The 19612-nt window shown below is 36.0% G+C and carries 17 protein-coding genes; 12 read left to right on the top strand and 5 right to left on the bottom strand.

Annotation, left to right across the window (positions count from 1 at the left end; all coding sequences use genetic code 11):
* The first annotated feature begins 2 nt into the window (after positions 1-2).
* Positions 3-506, top strand: a complete 504-nt coding sequence (locus ACFEMA_RS03695) for a hypothetical protein (protein WP_411766657.1) — start codon at positions 3-5, stop codon at positions 504-506.
* Positions 507-515: 9 nt separating this feature from the next.
* On the opposite strand, the gene ACFEMA_RS03700 is transcribed toward ACFEMA_RS03695, so the two are convergent.
* Entirely contained in the window at positions 516-3014 is a 2499-nt protein-coding gene (locus ACFEMA_RS03700) for a DUF5686 family protein (protein ID WP_411766658.1), read from the bottom strand.
* An 82-nt stretch (positions 3015-3096) separates the two neighbouring features.
* Entirely contained in the window at positions 3097-4074 is a 978-nt protein-coding gene (locus ACFEMA_RS03705) for a pyruvate dehydrogenase complex E1 component subunit beta (protein ID WP_411766659.1), read from the bottom strand.
* A 193-nt stretch (positions 4075-4267) separates the two neighbouring features.
* On the opposite strand from ACFEMA_RS03705, the gene ACFEMA_RS03710 reads away from it, so the two are divergent.
* From ACFEMA_RS03710 to ACFEMA_RS03735, 6 genes are all read left to right on the top strand, one after another.
* The gene (locus ACFEMA_RS03710; RefSeq protein WP_411766660.1) at positions 4268-5014 is read left to right on the top strand and encodes an electron transfer flavoprotein subunit beta/FixA family protein; all 747 of its coding nucleotides are present in this window, start codon (positions 4268-4270) and stop codon (positions 5012-5014) included.
* 115 nt (positions 5015-5129) lie between these two features.
* Positions 5130-6092: an electron transfer flavoprotein subunit alpha/FixB family protein gene (locus tag ACFEMA_RS03715; RefSeq protein ID WP_411766661.1), complete on the top strand. Its 963-nt coding sequence runs from the start codon at positions 5130-5132 to the stop codon at positions 6090-6092.
* Positions 6093-6245: 153 nt separating this feature from the next.
* Complete coding sequence (locus tag ACFEMA_RS03720; RefSeq protein WP_411766662.1) at positions 6246-6866, top strand: bifunctional nuclease domain-containing protein; 621 nt, start codon at positions 6246-6248, stop codon at positions 6864-6866.
* 12 nt (positions 6867-6878) lie between these two features.
* Positions 6879-8591, top strand: a complete 1713-nt coding sequence (locus ACFEMA_RS03725) for a nucleoside transporter C-terminal domain-containing protein (RefSeq protein ID WP_411766663.1) — start codon at positions 6879-6881, stop codon at positions 8589-8591.
* A gap of 73 nt (positions 8592-8664) precedes the next feature.
* Positions 8665-9222 (top strand): hypothetical protein, encoded by a 558-nt coding sequence (locus ACFEMA_RS03730; protein ID WP_411766664.1) that lies wholly within the window; start codon positions 8665-8667, stop codon positions 9220-9222.
* Between the two features lie 167 nt (positions 9223-9389).
* Positions 9390-10214, top strand: coding sequence for a thymidylate synthase (locus ACFEMA_RS03735; protein WP_411766665.1), 825 nt, complete (start codon positions 9390-9392; stop codon positions 10212-10214).
* Positions 10215-10271: 57 nt separating this feature from the next.
* Here ACFEMA_RS03735 and ACFEMA_RS03740 read toward each other — a convergent pair whose 3' ends face one another.
* A complete protein-coding gene (locus tag ACFEMA_RS03740; protein WP_411766666.1) occupies positions 10272-10568 on the bottom strand; it encodes an isoamylase early set domain-containing protein in 297 nt (98 codons plus the stop codon).
* Between the two features lie 277 nt (positions 10569-10845).
* On the opposite strand from ACFEMA_RS03740, the gene ACFEMA_RS03745 reads away from it, so the two are divergent.
* The 5 genes from ACFEMA_RS03745 to lspA all read left to right on the top strand — a co-directional run bounded on the left by ACFEMA_RS03745 (position 10846) and on the right by lspA (position 17955).
* Complete coding sequence (locus tag ACFEMA_RS03745) at positions 10846-11778, top strand: dihydrofolate reductase (protein WP_411766667.1); 933 nt, start codon at positions 10846-10848, stop codon at positions 11776-11778.
* Positions 11779-11947: 169 nt separating this feature from the next.
* Positions 11948-12832, top strand: a complete 885-nt coding sequence (locus tag ACFEMA_RS03750; RefSeq protein WP_411766668.1) for an ABC transporter ATP-binding protein — start codon at positions 11948-11950, stop codon at positions 12830-12832.
* Between the two features lie 21 nt (positions 12833-12853).
* On the top strand, positions 12854-16435 hold the full coding sequence (locus ACFEMA_RS03755) for a M1 family aminopeptidase (RefSeq protein ID WP_411766669.1): 3582 nt from the start codon (positions 12854-12856) through the stop codon (positions 16433-16435).
* Between the two features lie 111 nt (positions 16436-16546).
* Positions 16547-17440, top strand: coding sequence for an ACP S-malonyltransferase (gene fabD, locus ACFEMA_RS03760; RefSeq protein ID WP_411766670.1), 894 nt, complete (start codon positions 16547-16549; stop codon positions 17438-17440).
* A gap of 5 nt (positions 17441-17445) precedes the next feature.
* Positions 17446-17955, top strand: a complete 510-nt coding sequence (lspA, locus tag ACFEMA_RS03765) for a signal peptidase II (RefSeq protein WP_411766671.1) — start codon at positions 17446-17448, stop codon at positions 17953-17955.
* Here lspA and ACFEMA_RS03770 read toward each other — a convergent pair.
* Both ACFEMA_RS03770 and ACFEMA_RS03775 read right to left on the bottom strand, forming a co-directional pair.
* Positions 17952-18143 carry a hypothetical protein gene (locus ACFEMA_RS03770; protein ID WP_411766672.1) on the bottom strand — a complete coding sequence of 64 codons (192 nt, stop codon included), beginning with the start codon at positions 18141-18143 and terminating at the stop codon, positions 17952-17954. The two genes, lspA and ACFEMA_RS03770, sit on opposite strands and share 4 nt — an antisense overlap.
* Positions 18144-18326: 183 nt before the next feature.
* Positions 18327-19610, bottom strand: coding sequence for an amidohydrolase family protein (locus ACFEMA_RS03775; protein WP_411766673.1), 1284 nt, complete (start codon positions 19608-19610; stop codon positions 18327-18329).
* Positions 19611-19612 lie beyond the last annotated feature (2 nt).

Consider the following 19612-nt stretch of genomic DNA (forward strand, 5'->3'; position numbering starts at 1 on the left):
CAATGGATTGGTCTAAAATTGAAATACTTCTTCAAATTATCGGGTCTCTAGCTGTAGTTGTTTCAGTCATTTATTTGGCAAAACAAGTTAAGGACGGTACTAAGAATTTAAAAACCTCTATGCGCAATTCTTCCTTCAATTCTCTGATGGACTGGAATTACGCCATCATGGCAGACTCAGAATTAGCGTGGATATTTCAGTATGGCTGTAAGGATTTTGAAAGTATGAATAAATTGCAAAAAGCACGTTTTGTCCATGTAATGTATTCTTTTTTCAAACTTTTTGAAAATATCTATCTGCATTACCTGGACAATTCAATACCAAAAGATGTTTGGGAAAATAATCGAAAAATTTTTGAAGCCTATTTAGTTACAAATGGTGCTCAACATTACTGGGAGTTGAGGAGACCTATTTTTCATCCCAAATTTCAAGGATATATTAAGGGCATAGAAAATTCGGAAGTTCCTGCAGGTCATATAATATCTGACAATGAATCAAAACCTTAATAGCTTTTATTAAAAACTAAACCCAAAACTTCCTGTAACCCCAAAAGGTCTAGCTACAGGAGTATCTAAATAATTCCCTCTAAAGTTGAAATCTATTCTTAAGATTTTAAAAATGTTGCCAACACCAAAACTATATTCGTAGTAAATTTCATCGTTAGGCGCTATATATTCTAAACCAGAAGCATTCAGCGCTTTATTCTCATCCGAAATACTTCCCCAAACTCCTCGCAAACCTAGTATTGCTCTTAAGTTATACTTTTTCAAAAATGGAATTCTTGAAAACACACGACCATTAAAATTATGTTCAATATGCATCGAGGTATAGGTATCGGTAACGAATTCATAAAAATCGAGTTGAGGAAAGGTATTGTAGATAGAAAAATAGGACTGGTTTCCTGGCACCACGCTAAGCAATCCAAGAGGTACTTCCCCAATGGTTGTGCCCACTTCGATTGAAGTTGTCAATCGTCCGAAGCCTCCAATTTGCCAAGGTTGTATGTAAGAAAATTGAAGCTTGGTATAGTCAAAATCACCATTTAAAACGCTTTTATCACCTATTGTCACTTGAGCAAAAAGTCTTGCAAATCCATCATTAGCAATACGGCGCTCCACTCCATAGCCTGTCATTTTTCGTTTCGGATAAAAAGAAAGAGAATAGGCCGATTCAAACTGCTTAACCTCAGACTTTATACCTGTTGGTGATTCAGGGTCAAAATAATCCAAACTAAAAGTGGATGATGCCGACCTTAACGTTCTATAGGTTGTACTCGCTCTAAAAATTAGGTTTCTGAGTGGTTCTACCTCCGCTGCAAAAGTTGTAAGGTTGATATTGGTAAGTTTGTCATTTGCGCTCGTACCAACAACCGCAGATGAGGCAAGGCTTCGACCCAAGACATCTGTAGACGCTGTAAGGTTGGCGCCAATTTGTTCCACATCCCTACGATTTCCGCCAGAAATAATAAAACGGCTTTTTTTGTCTAGCAACCATTTACCAGAGATACCGTATTTAAATTTATCATCCCGAAAACCATATGCGATAAACCCTTCTATTCTCCATGGATCATTTGGCCCAAAATAGGTTCGCCCTCCCCCACGTACTCTAATGCCTTCAACCTGATTGTAGCCAAAAACTGAAAACACTGGTCCAACGTCAAGGTTAATACTAGGGAACTCAATATAACCCGAAGCTAAAATACTACCAATATTATATAGGTTTTTGAACTTTTTAACCGTCTTAAGGGTATCCAACATTTTATAGACCCCTTTTTCATCTTTATTTAAAGATTCTAATCGGTTAGTATCCCAAAACTCATCGTCCCTGTTATAGACATCTTCGTTATAGCTAAATACTTCTTGACTATAGAATTCTTCATCCTTAGGTTCATCAAAAACATAATTATCATATAAGGTGGTACGCTTGCCATAAATTCCTCGAGAAGATTCTTTTTTATTTAAGGCGAAATCTGACAGCATGTAGTCACGCTTTATAAGGAATAGAGTATCATTAACCACTTCAAACTCCTGTTCTATATAAATTTCCTTTACCCAGTTAATATTGGCACTTTTGCTTGCCTGAAGGTTAATGTCCTTTATGGCGTAGGTAGAATCATTAACCCAAAAATCCCCTTTAAAGGTCAACTCATTTTTTCGTCGTGGGTAATAAATAATATTGTAACACCATTTATTATCGATATATGCGCTATCGGAAAGTATATAATTATAGGTGGCAATCCCTGTTTTTGAAAGTGGACTAACAAAGCTCTTATCGAAGAACTTTAAATAATTGTCATAGATATTGAAATCGGCATATAAATCATCCACAAAATCTATAATCACTTGGTTATTGCTAAATCCTGAGTTTTTATTTCCTTTCAGTTCTTCTTTTTCCTCATTTAGTAAATTATCGCCATAAACCTTGCTTACAGCTTCATTAATAAAGATGGGTAAATACGTTTTACCTGTTACTTTTGAAGTATCCACCTCTTCAAAAACAAACTCCATTCCTTTAAAAAGTCTGCTTTTTATTAAGCTACTGTCAATAGTGTTTAGGTCGAACTCTACCTTCTCGTATTTATCGTATTGGTATTGCTTAAACTGGCTGAGTCCATTTTGTCGCTTGCGCTCCCATATTTTTTTTAGGATTCTAATAGCGGGATTCTCAGATGCTTTTTTAGATTGTTTCCCCGTAACTATAACAACTTCGTTTAAAGCGGAAGCTTCTTCTTTAAGAACAAATTTCAAATCATAATTAACACGTTTTGTAAGTGGGAACTCTAGAGGTTCAAAACCAAGAAAAGAAACAACAAGCGTGTCCCAAGAATCATCGGACTCCAAGTAAAAACGTCCATCTTCGTTGGTGATGGTTCCAATAGTAGATCCTTTAAAAATGATATTGGCGAAGGCAACAGGCTCATCCTGTTCGTCGAAAACATGACCACTAACTTTAGTTTGTGCTAAACCAAAAGACGTCAGTATAAGTAGGCTAAAAAATAGTAGTTGTTGCTTCATATATTAAAAAACTTCATCAACTATCGTGCTCAATTGCTTAATCAATAGTAGATGAAGTTTGTATAACGCAGAAAACTGCGATTTATTTATACATTACCTTTTTTACTGCTTTAACGACATCGTCACTGTTAGGTAACCATTCTTTTAACAGAACGGGCGAATATGGTGCAGGTGTATCTGCGGTATTTAATTTTACAACTGGGGCATCGAGATAATCAAAAGCCTCAGATTGTACCAAATAAGTAATGTCTGTTGCTACATTTCCGAAAGGCCAGGCTTCTTCCAAAACAACTAATCGGTTTGTTTTCTTTACAGAAGTTAAAATCGCCTCTCTGTCCATTGGTCGTACGGTACGCAAATCAATAATTTCACAAGAAATACCTTCTTTCTCCAATTCATCAGCAGCTTTGTAGGCCTCTTTTATAATCTTTCCGAAGGACACAATAGTGACATCTGTCCCTTCACGTTTAATATCCGCAACACCGATAGGGACTACGTATTCTCCCTCTGGGACTTCGCCTTTATCTCCGTACATCTGCTCACTCTCCATAAAAATAACCGGATCATCATCTCTGATCGCAGATTTTAATAAACCTTTAGCGTCATAAGGATTAGAAGGGACAATAACCTTTAACCCTGGTGTGTTTGCAAACCAACTTTCAAACGCCTGCGAATGCGTAGCTCCAAGTTGACCTGCAGAAGCGGTTGGCCCTCTAAATACTATAGGACATTTAAACTGTCCCCCAGACATTTGTCTAATTTTAGCAGCGTTGTTTATAATTTGGTCAATACCAACTAAAGAGAAATTAAAGGTCATGTACTCAACAATAGGTCTATTACCTGTCATTGTTGAACCTATGGCAATACCTGCAAAACCGAGTTCGGCAATTGGTGTGTCGATGACGCGCTTTGCCCCAAATTCATCTAGCATCCCTTTAGAAGCTTTATATGCTCCATTATATTCCGCAACCTCTTCACCCATTAAATAAATGCTTTCATCGCGACGCATTTCCTCGCTCATGGCTTCACAAATGGCTTCTCTAAATTGAATTGTCTTCATTATATCTGCAATGCTCCCTTTATTGGAAGACCTGTTTAGTAGTTAAAAAATCAGAATAACAAAAATAGGAATAAATGGAAAACTATATAACTCTATTTTCTTTAAAAATTTATTATGCGTGCATAGCAAATATCCAAAATAAAATAATTATCTTCGTATCCGCTTTATTTTATACTTAAAAAACAAAAGAAATATGAAAATTTTAGTGTGTATTAGCCATGTTCCTGATACAACATCAAAGATTAATTTTACTGAAGGAGATACTAAGTTTGATACCAATGGTGTTCAGTTCGTCATTAACCCAAACGATGAGTTTGGACTAACACTTGCCATGTGGTTTAAGGAAAAACAAGGTGCAAGTGTTGATGTCGTTAATGTTGGTGGTGCTGAGACAGAACCTACCTTGAGAAAAGCTTTAGCTATTGGTGCTGACGCTGCTATTAGAGTAAATACTCCCGCAACAGATGGTTATGCTGTGGCAAAGCAATTAGCTCATGTGGTTAAAGATGGTGGTTATGATTTGGTCATTGCTGGTCGTGAGTCCATTGATTACAATGGTGCTATGGTTCCTGGTATGATAGCTGCTCTCACTGACGCCAATTTTGTAACTAATTGTATCAACTTAGAAATTGATGGCACTTCAGCAAAAGCCATACGGGAAATTGATGGAGGAAAAGAAACAGTAACCACTAGTCTCCCATTAGTCATTGGTGGTCAAAAAGGATTGGTTGAAGAAAGTGATCTTCGTATCCCTAATATGCGTGGTATTATGATGGCACGTAAAAAGCCATTAAATGTTGTTGAGCCTGTTGATGCGAGTACCGAAACTAAATCTGTAAGTTTCGAAAAACCAGCACCTAAAGGTGAAGTAACGCTTGTGGACCCTGATAATCTTGACCAATTGGTAGACTTACTTCATAATGAAGCTAAGGTGATTTAGCATAGCTAAATCATTCCGAACTTGTTTCGGAATCTTATAAAATTAAAGAAGTTATTAATGAGTTCCTGAATCAATCCCGATAAGAATCGGGGCAGGAATGACAAAAAATAAAATTATGTCCGTATTAGTATATACAGAATCTGAAAAAGGAAAATTTAAAAAAACAGCTTTTGAAGTGGTATCCTACGCTAAAGCTGTAGCTGATAAAATAGGAAGCTCTGTCACAGCAGTAGCTGTAAATGCAGATGATGCTTCAGAATTAGGAAAATATGGAGCCAGTAAAGTGCTTAACGTAAAAAATGATAGCTTAAGCCCATTCAATGCTAAATCTTACGCATCTGTTTTAGAACAAGCGGCAAAGAATGAAGGCTCCAAAGTGGTCATCTTAAGCTCTAGTGCAGATAGTAAATATTTAGCACCACTATTGGCTGTAGGTTTAGATGCAGGTTATGCTTCTAACGTGGTTGAAGCACCTTCAAGCACCAGCCCGTTTACAGTAAAGCGTACCGCATTTACAAATAAGGCATTTAACAATACCGAAATCACTACAGACGTAAAAGTGGTCGGAGTATCTAACAATTCATTCGGACTTGTAGAATCTGAAACCTCAGCCACAGTTGAGGAGTTTTCTCCTTCATTACCACAAAATGGTGTTAATGTGGAGTCTGTTGATAAAGCAACTGATAAAGTCACTATTGCTGATGCAGAAATTGTTGTTTCTGGTGGTCGTGGACTAAAAGGTCCTGAAAATTGGGGCATGATTGAAGATTTAGCAGAAACTCTTGGTGCGGCAACAGCATGTTCTAAGCCAGTATCAGATTTGGGTTGGAGACCACATAGCGAACACGTTGGACAAACAGGAAAACCAGTTGCCTCTAACTTATATATTGCCATCGGAATTTCTGGTGCCATTCAGCACTTGGCTGGTATTAATGCTTCAAAAGTAAAAGTGGTCATTAATACAGATCCTGAAGCACCATTTTTTAAGGCTGCAGACTATGGGGTTGTTGGTGATGCTTTTGAAGTAGTCCCTAAACTCACGGAAAAATTAAAAGCTTTTAAGGCACAAAACGCATAATTTTATTACCTTGTAATAGCAAAAGGGCTGTTTAAATTAAGAAAGACTCTGAGTAACTTACGTTTTATCGAAAGTATAGAGAATAATATCCCAAATCTGCCTTAGGCAGTTGGTAAAGTCGTAATTTAAACAGTTCTTTGTGTTTTATAAATTATGAGTTTAGTCCGTTTAAACATAAAAGGTATTTCTTACAGCCAAACCCAAAATGGTGCGTATGCTTTAATCCTAAATGAAGAAAACGGAGACCGTAAACTCCCTATTGTTATCGGAGCATTTGAAGCTCAGTCCATTGCCATAGCTCTCGAAAAAGAAATAAGACCACCACGTCCATTAACACACGATTTATTCAAAAATTTTTCGGATCGATTTGATATTGTGATAAAACAAGTCATCATTCATAAATTGGTTGATGGAGTATTTTACTCTAGTTTAATTTGTGAGCGTGAAGGCACTGAAGAAATTATTGATGCACGGACAAGTGACGCCATTGCTTTAGCGTTACGTTTTCAAGCACCGATTTTTACATATAAAAATATTTTAGACAAAGCAGGCATCTATCTCAAGGTCAATCCTAAAAAGGAAGATGAGGAAAATCAAGATAGTATTTTGATGGATGACCTTATCGCCGAGGAAATAGAAAGTACTGCATTTGGAGAAGACCTCACTTATAAGGACATGTCTCTCGAAGAACTCAATAATCTTCTCGATGAAGCCGTAAATAATGAAGATTATGAATTGGCTGCTAAAATTAGAGATGAAATTTCTAAACGTTAAGTCCCATAATCCATGAAGCAATTCTTACTGGCTGTAACAGCTATTTTTTTTGGATGTCAATTCATTTTATCACAAACTCTTGAAAAGACATGGCAGTTTGAAAGTATTAAGAATTCTAATGGAAACTCACTTTTTCAGATAACAGAAAACGACTCTATCCAGTTTAAAGAGGGCGCTTTCAATTATTCGTTAGAAGCTAAAAATAATCTTAAAGCTTCAGGTGATTATTTGTTTCAGAACAATCTTTTGGTGATGTACTACACACAGCCAAAAGATACAGTAAGGACTTACCGCATTTCAGAGTTAACAGATTCAACATTAGTTTTTAAAGAAAATGATATTGAGTACAGGTTTGTAGTTGCATCTAATTCTGAAGAAATCGTAGATATCGCTAGAACAGATGACGATATTATTCCGAGTCAAGGGTTTTCTTTAAATAGTCTGTGGCGAGGTATTCTGGGTATGATTTCCTTAATTTTTATTGCTTTTTTATTTAGTAGTAATCGTAAAGCCATTAACTGGAAGACCGTAGGAATTGGTCTTGCTTTTCAACTTGTAATAGCTATTGGCGTTTTAAGAGTTGGTTTTGTTAAAACAGCTTTTGAATGGGTTGGAAGTCTTTTTGTAAGTGTTCTAGATTTTACGCGAGCAGGAAGTAAATTCTTATTTGAAGGGCTTGTCGTTGATATGGACACTTTTGGGTTTATTTTTGCCTTTCAGGTACTCCCAACCATACTATTCTTTTCTGCATTAACGTCTGTCTTATTTTATTTGGGTATTATTCAAAAAGTCGTAAAAGCCTTTGGATGGCTTTTAACCAAACTTTTGAAAATATCTGGTGCTGAAAGTTTAAGTGTTGCAGGAAACATATTCCTTGGTCAAACCGAAGCCCCACTTTTAATTAAGGCCTATCTAGAAAAGATGAACAAGTCCGAAATCCTTTTGGTTATGATTGGTGGTATGGCAACTGTTGCAGGTGCCGTATTAGCAGCTTATATCGGATTTTTAGGAGGAGATGACCCAGCATTACGATTAATTTATGCCAAACATTTATTAGCTGCATCTGTTATGGCAGCACCTGGTGCCATTGTTATTTCAAAAATATTATATCCACAGACGGAAGCCATCAATACCGAAGTTGCCGTTTCACAAGAAAAAATAGGAGCTAATATTTTGGATGCTATTGCTAATGGTACAACTGAAGGATTAAAATTAGCCGTCAATGTAGGCGCTATGTTATTGGTTTTTGTAGCCTTTATCGCAATGATTAATGGTATTTTAGGATGGGTTGGTGATATTACCCCACTTAATGATTGGGTCCTTGCCAATACGTCTTACCAGAGTTTTTCATTGGAATTTCTATTAGGCTACTTATTTGCTCCTTTAATGTGGCTTATTGGGGTTGCAGCGGAAGATATGGCCCTAATGGGACAATTACTCGGCATTAAATTGGCTGCAAGTGAGTTTGTAGGCTATATTCAATTGGCTGAATTAAAAGACGCTGCCGCTATTACACACTTAAATTATGAGAAATCCATCATCATGGCAACTTACATGCTATGTGGTTTTGCCAATTTTGCGTCTATCGGAATTCAAATCGGTGGTATCGGATCTTTAGCCCCAGGTCAGCGAAAACAATTGTCTAAATTCGGGATGAAAGCACTTATCGGTGGTACAATTGCTTCTTTAATTTCTGCCACAATCGCCGGGATGATTATTGGGTAGACCAATTCCTGCACAAGCTAGAGTCATCAAATTCAAAACATTTTAAATTTTCAACAAAAAACTAAGGTGCATTATGAAAAAAGTTCAATTAATTATTTTACTAACCTTAATAGGTCAGGCTGTTTCAGCTCAATTTATAAAACAAAAAGAAATTAATGTGTCTGCCGGCTTTGGGCTAAGTGCTCCATATGAAGACGTCGATATTTACGGCTCTGGTTTTTTTGCCCAAGGAGAGCTTGTTTTAACCGCAGCATCTTGGGTTGACTTTAGACCTTATGCAGGAATAATATTTACAAGTGATACGGATGATGAAAATTCCACATTAGACCCTTCTTTTAAGTCAACTGCAAACGCTTTTTTAGGAGGCGTAAAGTCAAGATTAAGAGCTCCAATTCCATGGGTTGCACCATACATTGAAATTGGAGTTGGGTTTTCAATCGGGTCTTTTGAAACGTTTACACCTAGCATAAATATTGAAAAAAGTGGAGTGCTTTTTCATATTCCTTTTTCAATAGGACTAGAGTTAGGAAAAAATCATAATGTAGATTTTCGATTTACCTATTGTTATCATGATGCAGTTGAACAATTTGCTGGTGCTGCTGCTGTCGGTGTGACCTTCCCTTTGAAGTAATTATTAATCAAGGTTACTAGTTAATAACTTTTAAAAGAATAGCAAGCTCTAATTCTGTATGATTTAGAGTTTTTTATATTTTCGTTTTTGTAATGCTGAAGGTATTCGGCATCTCATCCAAAGTAATTTTTTAATTTAAAGAGATTCCCACTTTCGTGGGAAATGTTATGAAACAATACCACGACTTAGTAAAACATGTTTTAGAACACGGTAACGAAAAAGGAGACCGGACAGGTACAGGAACAAAAAGTGTTTTTGGTTACCAAATGCGCTTTGATTTAAGTGAAGGTTTCCCTATGGTTACCACTAAAAAATTACATTTAAAATCTATCATTTATGAACTGCTTTGGTTTTTAAATGGGGACACCAACATTAAATACCTTACGGAAAACGGTGTTAGAATCTGGAATGAATGGGCTGATGAAAACGGAGATTTAGGCCCAGTTTATGGACACCAATGGCGTAACTGGAATAGCGAAGACATCGATCAGATAAAGGATATTATTGATACCTTAAAAACAAATCCTAATAGTCGTAGAATGCTGGTTTCTGCTTGGAATCCTTCTGTTTTACCAGATACGTCTAAATCATTTTCAGAAAATGTAGCTGAAGGCAAAGCAGCGCTACCGCCATGTCACGCTTTTTTTCAGTTTTATGTAGCCGATGGTAAGCTGTCTTGTCAATTGTACCAAAGAAGTGCGGATATCTTTTTAGGTGTTCCGTTTAATATTGCCTCTTATGCCTTATTTACGATGATGATGGCACAGGTTTGTGGCTTACAAGCTGGGGATTTTATACATACGTTTGGTGATGCTCACATCTATAATAATCATTTAGAACAGTTAGAGCTTCAATTATCTCGAGAACCACGTCCATTACCAAAAATGATATTAAACCCAGAGGTAAAAGATATTTTCGATTTTAAGTTTGAAGACTTTACCTTAGTGGATTATAATCCGCATCCACATATAAAAGGTGTGGTTGCGATATAAAAAAGCGTCTCACAAGGAGACGCTTCTAATAATTTTCGTAAACCTTTTACTTGTCTATTACACGTTCAGCACACCATTCTCAGCAGCTGCAAAATCATTCCAAGCATAAGCATCTGCCTGCTCATCGTTGGTATATGTGCCATCGACAACATATCTAAACTCATAAGAGTTGTCTTTTTCTAAATCGACTGTACCTTTAAATGTACCGTTCTTTAATTTCTTTAATTCCGTAGCTTCAGTATTCCACTCATTAAAGCTTCCAACAACTGCTACACTTTTTGCCTCCTCTGCAGGAACAGAAAATGTTACCTTACAAACTGGCTTACTTTTTAAATACTGTTTTTTAATTGCCATAATAATTGATTTAATAATGGGTCAAATGTATAAAACCGTACTAAAGAATAATACACTTTAACATCACTACCTATAAGAATTATTAGTTTCTTAAAATTGAATTCACTTTTTGGTAAAATTGACAAAATAGGTTTAGGTTTTTTGTGAATTTACAGGTTTAATTTTCAGTCAGTTATAATCAATTTTAAACTACATCGTTTTCGAAAAAATCACTACACGTCTAACGATAACGATTTAGTGAAAATACTTTACCTTTATACGTCATAAATTGATACTTATGTTCGGAAAAAAGAAATCCACACCATCTATAGATAAAGAACAATTAGAGCTTATTGAGAATGCTCAAAAACGCATTAGACAGAAAAAACGTCTGTATGTGCATTTTGTTATTTTCTTGATTGGTGCCGTGTTTTTAATTTTGGCAAATACCGTTTTGGGTATTGGTGAAGATGTAACATTTTTTGGCATCAACTGGTTTGTCTATGCCATTTTACTGTGGTTGTTTTTCTTTATTTACCACTTTATCAATGTGTTTATTACCCATAAGTTTATGGGTAAAGATTGGGAGCAACAACAGCTTGAAAAGTTGGTCAATCACCAAGAAAAGCGAATTGAAACACTAAAACAAAAATTTCTGAAGGAAGAAACCAAAATCGCCCAAAGCCAAGCCTTCAATGAAGTAAAAGGTCAGGCTGAGGTGCCTCAAAAAAAAAAGACCTCTAAGTTAACAATCATTGTCGCCGCTGGCGAGGACAACGCTATTGGTAAGAACAACGATTTAATTTGGCATTTAAGTGACGATCTTAAACGCTTTAAATCGCTAACTAATGGCCACCATATTATTATGGGACGGAAAACTTTTGAAAGTTTCCCCAAACCTCTTCCTAATAGAACACATGTCGTTATTTCAAGACAGAAGGATTACAAAGTTCCTGATGGAGTCATTGTGGTAAACTCTTTAGAAGATGCACTAGATGCTGCTCGAAAAGACGATAACCCTTTTATAATTGGAGGCGGGGAAATATACAAACAGTCTATGTCTTTTGCCGATGAGATTGAAATTACACGGGTCCATGCTTCTTTTCCTGAAGCAGATACCTTTTTCCCAGAAATCAATCCTTCAAAATGGGAAGAAGTCCATCGTAAATTTCATGAGGTAGATGAAATGCACAAGTATGCATTTTCTTTTATAACGTACTCCAAAATATAGTTTACTAGGGACTCTTTTTTATTTATATAAACACCATTTGGAGACAACCTTTAAACTAAATTTAGCGTCTTTATTAATAAGGGTTGTAGTTTTATTATTGTATTAAGCTGTAACGCTTTACGATATTTGTCGTCATACTTTAAACTAATCAACCAAAATATACTTTTCTATGAGTACGCTTAAAATCAGTAATCTATCCAAAACGTATCCAAATGGTGTAAAAGCCCTTGACAATGTTAACCTAGAACTAGAGAATGGAATGTTTGGGCTTCTTGGTCCAAACGGTGCCGGAAAATCATCCTTGATGCGAACGCTCGCAACACTACAGGAAGCAGATTCTGGTAGTGCTACCTTAGATGATATTGATATTTTAAATCAACCTGCTGAAGTCCGAAAGGTTTTGGGATATCTCCCTCAAGAATTTGGAGTCTATCCTAGAATTACTGCACAGCAATTATTAACGCATTTGGCCATTTTAAAAGGGATCACAAATACTAAAGAGCGCAAACAACTTGTTGATTATCTATTAGACAAGGTTAACCTTTACGATAAGAGAAATAAATCGGTTAAAGGTTTTTCTGGTGGGATGAAGCAACGTGTTGGTATTGCACAAGCGCTTATAGGGAATCCAAAACTTATTATCGTTGATGAACCAACAGCAGGATTAGATCCTGGTGAACGAAATCGATTTTATAATCTCCTTGCAGATGTTGGTAAAGAGGTCATCGTTATACTTTCAACACATATTGTAGACGACGTAAGAGAGTTATGCACCAAAATGGCCATTATGAACCTTGGAGAAATTGTTTATCATGGATCTCCTCAAGATGCAATTTCCGAATTAAATAACAAGGTCTTTCAAAAAATTGTTAGCAGAGAAGAATTAGAAAACTATGCTAATGAGTATAAAATTATCTCTAACAAAATGGTAGGTGGAAAACCGCTTATACATGTATTTAGTGAAGATCACCCGCAAAATGGGTTTGAGCAAGTGACACCTAATTTAGAGGATGTCTTCTTTTCTAGAATCAATACACAAAACGTACTTGTATAATCTTTCCTAACACTATCAATTATGTTTAAGACATTCTTTATTTCGGAATTAAAATACACCTTAAAACAACCTATGGTGTATATATTTATGTTCATTTTAGCTTTGATGGAGTTCTTTGCGACGGTTAGTGACAATGTGCAAATTGGAGGTGCCATTGGGAATGTATATCGCAACTCCCCATATACATTAACGCTACACATATCCATCTTTTGTATTTTCTCACTTTTAATGGCAGTTGCATTTTTTAATAATGCTGCTTTAAGAGATCATAATAATGAATTCAATGAGATTCTCTTCACTACTCCACTTAGCAAACCGGGTTATTTTTTTGGTCGATTCTTTGGCGCATTGTTAGTGTCTACTTTACCATTAGTCGGTGTATTTATAGGAATGCTGGTTGGCACCTATATGAATTCAATTTTTGGATGGCTAGATACTGAGCGTTTCGGTCCATTTTCACTAGACATGTTTTTAAATAACTACCTCCTCTTTATTTTGCCAAATATGTTCTTGGCAGGTACTGTTATTTTTGCCATGGCCAACAAATGGAAGAGTACAGTGATATCCTTTGTCGGTGGTTTAGTCATTATTGTGGCTTATATCATTTCGGGATCTTTAATGTCTGATGTAGATAATGAAACGATTGCTGGCCTGTCAGATGTTTTTGGAATTAACACGTATTCTATTGAAACGAAATATTTTACTCCCGCTGAAAAAAACACAGTAAGTCCTGGGTTTTCGGGACTATTATTTCAGAATCGATTAATATGGACTGCTGTAGGTATAATCATTTTACTCATATCCTATTTTAGTTTTTCATTCAAGCAAAAAAATAAAAAGATAAAAGTTAAGAAGGAAAAAGAGGCCTTAAGAATTACATCTATTCAAGTGCCTAAATTGAACCCTTCTTTTAGCAATAAAACATCCTGGTTGCAGTTTAAGAGCTTTTTTTACACCAACTTTTTAAGTATCATCAAAAGCATAACGTTTAAAATTCTGTTCTTATTCTGTATCATCATTTTAGTTGCTGATCTTAGTGGCGGGTTCGAGTATTTTGGATTACAATCTTACCCTGTGACTTATAAATTAATTGATTCAATAAAAGATAATACGGATATTTTCTTAATTATTATTGTCATCTTTTTTAGCGGTGAATTGATATGGAGAGATAGAGATTATAAAATTAATGAAGTTGTTGATGCAACGGCACATACCTCATTTATATCAATGGCTGCAAAATCATTATCCCTGATTTGCGTTGCCAGTATTCTAAACATATTTTTTATTGGTATCGGTATCATCTATCAATTGTTAAACGGTTACACCCGAATTGAAGTCGATGTCTATTTACTCGATTTCTTTTACGACAATCTGCCACTCTTTACGACGTTTGCTGGTGTTACCATTTTAGTGCAAGTACTCTCAAAGAATAAGTATATAGGCTACTTTGTAGCAATTTTAATTTTACTTGTATGGGAAATTATACTTAGTATCTTAAATATTAGTTCTAATATGTTGGACGTTGGCGGTGGTGGTCAAATCCAATATTCGGACATGAATGGATTTGGACCGGGTCTAAAATCGAGATTATGGTTTAATCTGTACTGGGTTTTATTTGCCGTTTTAGCATTATTAATGGCCGGTGCTTTATGGAATCGCGGATCTAAAAGCTCATTACTTACCAGAATCAAAACTGCACGACAAGAAGTGCCGAAAAGTTACAGAACACTTATAATCAGTGCAGTTGCCATTTGGTTAGTTGTTGCTGGGTTTGTGTATTACAACACACAAGTACTAAATACTTATCGATCCAGTGATGCCACCGAAAAACTTGCTGCTGAGTACGAAAAGAAATACAGTAAGTATAAAGATGTCACTTCCCCAAAAGTAACGAGTGCAAAATATTACATTGATATTTTTCCTGAAAAAAGAAATATTGACGCAAAAGCAGAAATAGAACTTACAAATACTTCAGATAAAGCTATTGATTCTTTACACTTTTATCGTCAAGAAAATTGGGATACAGATTTGATTATACCCAATGCTAAAGTTGTTTACGAGGATAGCACTTATTTATTTACCATTCATAAATTAAGTCCCCCACTCCAACCTGGAGAAAAGATTACAATGACTGTAAATAATAAATATGTCACCAAAGGATTTTCTAATGGAAGAGGAAATACTTCTATTATAAATAACGGAACCTTCATTAATAATGGTACTATTTTACCAACTATGGGTTATAATAATGGTTATGAAATAAACGATAGAAATACCCGCAAAAAGTACGATTTACCAGAAAAGGAACGTACCCCAGAGCTTACACCTGGAGTTACTGAATTGCACATGGGAAATTATATTTCTAACGGACAATCAGATTTCATAGATGTTGAAACGATTATATCTACATCAAAGAGCCAAATAGCTATTGCTCCTGGGTCTTTGATTAGGGAATGGGATGACAATGGTAGAAATTACTACCATTATAAGACCGACACTCCTTCTCTTAATTTCTATTCGTTTATATCTGCAGATTATAAAATTGCAAAGCGCAAATGGAATGATGTTAACATAGAAATTTACTATGACGAAAAACATGATGTGAATGTTGAAACAATGCTAGATGCTGTAGAAAGTTCATTAAAATATTTTACTGAAAATTTTGGCCCGTACTATCATAAGCAAGCTCGTATTATTGAATTTCCTAGATACAGCACATTTGCACAAGCATTTCCGGGAACAATGCCATACGCTGAGTCGTTTGGGTTTATTACCAACCTAGAAGATGAATCTGGGAACAATGTGATTAACTACGTTGTCGCACATGAAATGGCACATCAATGGTGGGCACATCAACTGATTGGAGCTTATATGCAAGGAAGCACATTATTAAGCGAAGGCTTTTCTCAATATGCCAACTTAATGAATCTTAAAAACATGACCCAGGATCCTATGAAAATGCGCGACTATCTTAAGTACGATCATGACCGTTATTTGAGTGGGCGAAGTGGTGAACGACTGAAAGAATTACCGCTTTACAAAGTGGAGAATCAAGGGTATATTCACTACGGAAAAGGGAGTGCAATATTATTTGCCTTACAAGACTATATAGGAGAGGAGAAAGTCAATAGAGTAATGAAAAACTTCTTAGAAGAATACCGTTACAATGCACCGCCTTATCCTAGCTCTCATGATTTTTTACGTCATTTAGAACCTGAAGTCCCAGACTCGTTACAATATCTAATAACAGATTGGTTTAAAGAAATCACCTTGTATGATAATCGTTTAAAAGAAGCCAATTACAAAAAATTAGATAATGGCAAGTATGAGGTTACCTTAGAAATAGAGAGCAACAAAGTGAAGTCAGACAGTCTAGGTAATGAGACCAAAACACCAATTAACGATTGGATAGATATTGGTTTCTTTATGGATTCTGAAGAGAAAAAACTATACGCTCAAAAACGGATGAAGTTCAATAAAGAACATACGTCTATTACTGTGCAACTTGATTCTCTACCAGTAAAAGCTGCTATTGACCCAAGACACATTCTCATTGACCGTGTCTATAAGGATAACATAAAGAGCCTCAGTTTAGAAGAATAGACAGTAGTATAAATTAATTTCTAAGACCTGCAACGTTTAAAATACCTTGTAGGTCTTTTTTTAAGCACAAACCAATTAAATTCCTATTTTTGCAGCACAAATTTTAAACACATGAACGCATATATTTTTCCAGGTCAAGGAGCTCAATTTACAGGAATGGGATTAGATCTCTATGAGAATAGTCCTTTGGCACAAGAGCTATTTGAAAAAGCCAATCATATTTTAGGATTTTCCATCACGGACACCATGTTCGAAGGTACTGCTGAAGACTTAAAGGAAACTAAGGTGACTCAACCTGCCATATTTTTACATTCAGTTATTTTGGCTAAGACGCTTGGTGATAGCTTTAAACCAGATATGGTTGCTGGGCATTCACTTGGTGAATTTTCTGCATTAGTCGCTTCTGGTGCTTTAACTTTTGAAGACGGTTTAAAATTAGTTTCTCAACGTGCTCAAGCCATGCAAAAGGCATGCGAATTGCAACCATCAACAATGGCTGCTGTTTTAGGCTTAGATGATGACGTTGTTGAAAACGTATGTTCTGAAACTGAAGGAATTGTTGTTGCTGCAAACTATAATTGCCCTGGGCAATTAGTGATTTCTGGTGAAGTAGAAGCAATTAATAAAGCCTGTGAAGCATTAAAAGAAGCTGGCGCTCGTAGAGCACTTGTTCTTCCTGTAGGAGGAGCATTTCACTCACCACTTATGGAACCTGCTCGTGAAGAACTCGCTGCCGCCATTGAAAACACTACATTTAGCAAACCAAACTGTCCCATTTATCAGAATGTAACTGCTTCAGCAGTCACTGACGAAAATGAAATAAAAGCCAATTTAATTTCCCAATTAACAGCCCCTGTACGTTGGACACAATCCGTACAAAGCATGATTAATGATGGCGCTACATTGTTTACCGAAGTAGGCCCTGGTAAAGTACTACAGGGATTGGTAAAGAAAATTGATCGTAATGCAGAAGTTGCTTCTGCTAGTTTTGAAGCTAACTCTTAGTCTGTATGAAATTATCTAGAACTGCTTTTATCCTCTTACTAATTACCTTTAATATTGCTGCAGACCAAATCTCCAAATGGATTGTCCGCGCAAATATGACCTATGGAAGACAAGGAGAAATGGACGTAATCGGAGATTATTTTCAATTGATTTGGGTCGAAAATAAAGGTGCCTTTTTAGGTATGGGAAGTGATATGAACGCTACGCTAAAACTTATTTTCCTGCTTATTCTCCCGACTTTGGTATTGGGCTATGTCGTCTATTATATTTTTAAGACCAAATCATTAGATCGCTTAAGTCTCATCGCCTTTTGTTGTATTATTGGAGGAGGAATTGCCAATGTTTTCGATAGAATTGTCTATGGAAAAGTTACAGACTTTATGTATATAGAACTCACAGATGTACTAAAGACAGGCATTTTTAATATAGCCGATGTCTCAGTAACTACTGGAATGATAATTCTAATTTTTAGTAATTTCTTAGGTAGTAAAAAGCAAAAAGCAGAAGTCGCTTAATGTGCTAAACGACAGTCTTCACAATCTTTGATTTTCCCGTAATAGGTTTCGCGATATTTGTGAAGTGTTTTTATAGGAATACTTAAAAAACGCTGTTTAATGTAGGTCACATTAGTGTATAATTCTCCCATTTTTGGGGTAAAGCGTTTCTCAATTTTTGTTTGTCTTTTGACGTCTATCAATTTCATAAATCCTAAATTCATTAACTACAAAGAAACAAAGAACAGCAACCACGCCCAAGAATAAACAGTTAAAACCCTCTTAATCAGGTCTATTTTTTAGAATTTGAAAACTGACCAAGGGGTTTATTCAGAATATGTTAAGAAAAATAAGTATTGATTAATGAATACTTAATCGATATTTACCTAAATCTATTCGTTTTTGAAGATTTTACCGTCTTTCATTACAAAAGAGACGTTCTCCATTGTACTAATATTTTTTGTAGGGTCATCATCAACTGCTATAATATCGGCAATAAAACCAGCTTTAATTTGCCCTAATTGATGTTCCATATCCAATAATTTGGCGTTAGTAATTGTGGCAGATTGAATGCTAAACATTGGCGACCATCCGGCTTCTACCATATAGACAAACTCTTTGGCATTTTCACCATGAGGAAAAACACCCGCGTCTGTACCAAATGCAATAGGAACTCCTTCTTCTACAACCATTTTAAATGTTTCATCCAAAACTTCCATCGTGCTTGCAATTTTAGGTAATATCACTGGCGGATAATAATTAGGGATTTTAGCTTTTTCTTCCACAAATCGACCAGCTGAAAGTGTAGGTACTAAATAGGCATTTTTTTGTTTCATTAATTCAGCAACTTCTTTATCCATAAATGAGCCATGCTCAATAGTCTGGACACCAGCCCTAACTGCACGCATCATCCCTTCTTTGCCATGTGCATGGGCAGCGACTACCATGCCATATTCTTTAGCAGTATTAACAATTTCATTAACTTCTTCTTGAGTGAATTGCGCATTCTGTCCATTTTTAGCCACACTTAAAACACCTCCTGTTGCCGTAATTTTTATAAGATCTGCACCATTTTTATAGCGTTGACGAACTGCTTTGCGAGCATCTTCAGGACTATTTATAACTCCCTCTGCTGGCCCTGGGTCACCCATTAAATCTTTACGCATTCCATTGGTAGGGTCAGCGTGCCCACCTGTTGTCCCAATGGCTTTTTCAGCAGTAAAAATTCTCGGACCTGGCACAGTACCTTTTGCAATCGCATCACGTAAAGCAACATTGACTCCGCTACCACCTAAGTCTCTAACAGTAGTAAAACCAGATAGCAAGGTTCTATTTGCAATTTCGGCTGACACAAATGCGACGTCTGCATTATTCTTGGTAAATCGGTCTAAATAACGAGTTGGACTTGTTTCTCCTTCAATATGCACATGCATATCAATAAGACCGGGTAACACCGTTTTCGATTTTAAATCAACAATTTTATCATCAGTCGAAGTTGGATTTACATATCCGTCTTTGACATCTAAAATCTTGCCATTTGAAACAATAATCGTTTGTTCATTAGTGATAGCTCCAGACTTGGTATCTATAACCTTTCCACAATGTAAATAAGTGCTTTGGGCAGCTAAGCTCACTGTAAACAATAACAGTATAGCGCTTTTAAAGAAATTTTTCATAA

Origin of the sequence: Winogradskyella sp. A3E31 (genome assembly GCF_046720935.1) — a bacterium.
Classification (GTDB): Bacteria; Bacteroidota; Bacteroidia; order Flavobacteriales; family Flavobacteriaceae; genus Winogradskyella.

Excerpts from the sequence above, each read along its gene's own strand:
- ACFEMA_RS03695 (WP_411766657.1), top strand. The coding sequence starts at position 3 with ATGGATTGGTCTAAAATTGAAATACTTCTTCAAATTATCGGGTCTCTA.
- ACFEMA_RS03700 (WP_411766658.1), bottom strand. The coding sequence starts at position 3,014 with ATGAAGCAACAACTACTATTTTTTAGCCTACTTATACTGACGTCTTTT.
- ACFEMA_RS03705 (WP_411766659.1), bottom strand. The coding sequence starts at position 4,074 with ATGAAGACAATTCAATTTAGAGAAGCCATTTGTGAAGCCATGAGCGAG.
- ACFEMA_RS03710 (WP_411766660.1), top strand. The coding sequence starts at position 4,268 with ATGAAAATTTTAGTGTGTATTAGCCATGTTCCTGATACAACATCAAAG.
- ACFEMA_RS03715 (WP_411766661.1), top strand. The coding sequence starts at position 5,130 with ATGTCCGTATTAGTATATACAGAATCTGAAAAAGGAAAATTTAAAAAA.
- ACFEMA_RS03720 (WP_411766662.1), top strand. The coding sequence starts at position 6,246 with ATGAGTTTAGTCCGTTTAAACATAAAAGGTATTTCTTACAGCCAAACC.
- ACFEMA_RS03725 (WP_411766663.1), top strand. The coding sequence starts at position 6,879 with ATGAAGCAATTCTTACTGGCTGTAACAGCTATTTTTTTTGGATGTCAA.
- ACFEMA_RS03730 (WP_411766664.1), top strand. The coding sequence starts at position 8,665 with ATGAAAAAAGTTCAATTAATTATTTTACTAACCTTAATAGGTCAGGCT.
- ACFEMA_RS03735 (WP_411766665.1), top strand. The coding sequence starts at position 9,390 with ATGAAACAATACCACGACTTAGTAAAACATGTTTTAGAACACGGTAAC.
- ACFEMA_RS03740 (WP_411766666.1), bottom strand. The coding sequence starts at position 10,568 with ATGGCAATTAAAAAACAGTATTTAAAAAGTAAGCCAGTTTGTAAGGTA.
- ACFEMA_RS03745 (WP_411766667.1), top strand. The coding sequence starts at position 10,846 with ATGTTCGGAAAAAAGAAATCCACACCATCTATAGATAAAGAACAATTA.
- ACFEMA_RS03750 (WP_411766668.1), top strand. The coding sequence starts at position 11,948 with ATGAGTACGCTTAAAATCAGTAATCTATCCAAAACGTATCCAAATGGT.
- ACFEMA_RS03755 (WP_411766669.1), top strand. The coding sequence starts at position 12,854 with ATGTTTAAGACATTCTTTATTTCGGAATTAAAATACACCTTAAAACAA.
- fabD (WP_411766670.1), top strand. The coding sequence starts at position 16,547 with ATGAACGCATATATTTTTCCAGGTCAAGGAGCTCAATTTACAGGAATG.
- lspA (WP_411766671.1), top strand. The coding sequence starts at position 17,446 with ATGAAATTATCTAGAACTGCTTTTATCCTCTTACTAATTACCTTTAAT.
- ACFEMA_RS03770 (WP_411766672.1), bottom strand. The coding sequence starts at position 18,143 with ATGAAATTGATAGACGTCAAAAGACAAACAAAAATTGAGAAACGCTTT.
- ACFEMA_RS03775 (WP_411766673.1), bottom strand. The coding sequence starts at position 19,610 with ATGAAAAATTTCTTTAAAAGCGCTATACTGTTATTGTTTACAGTGAGC.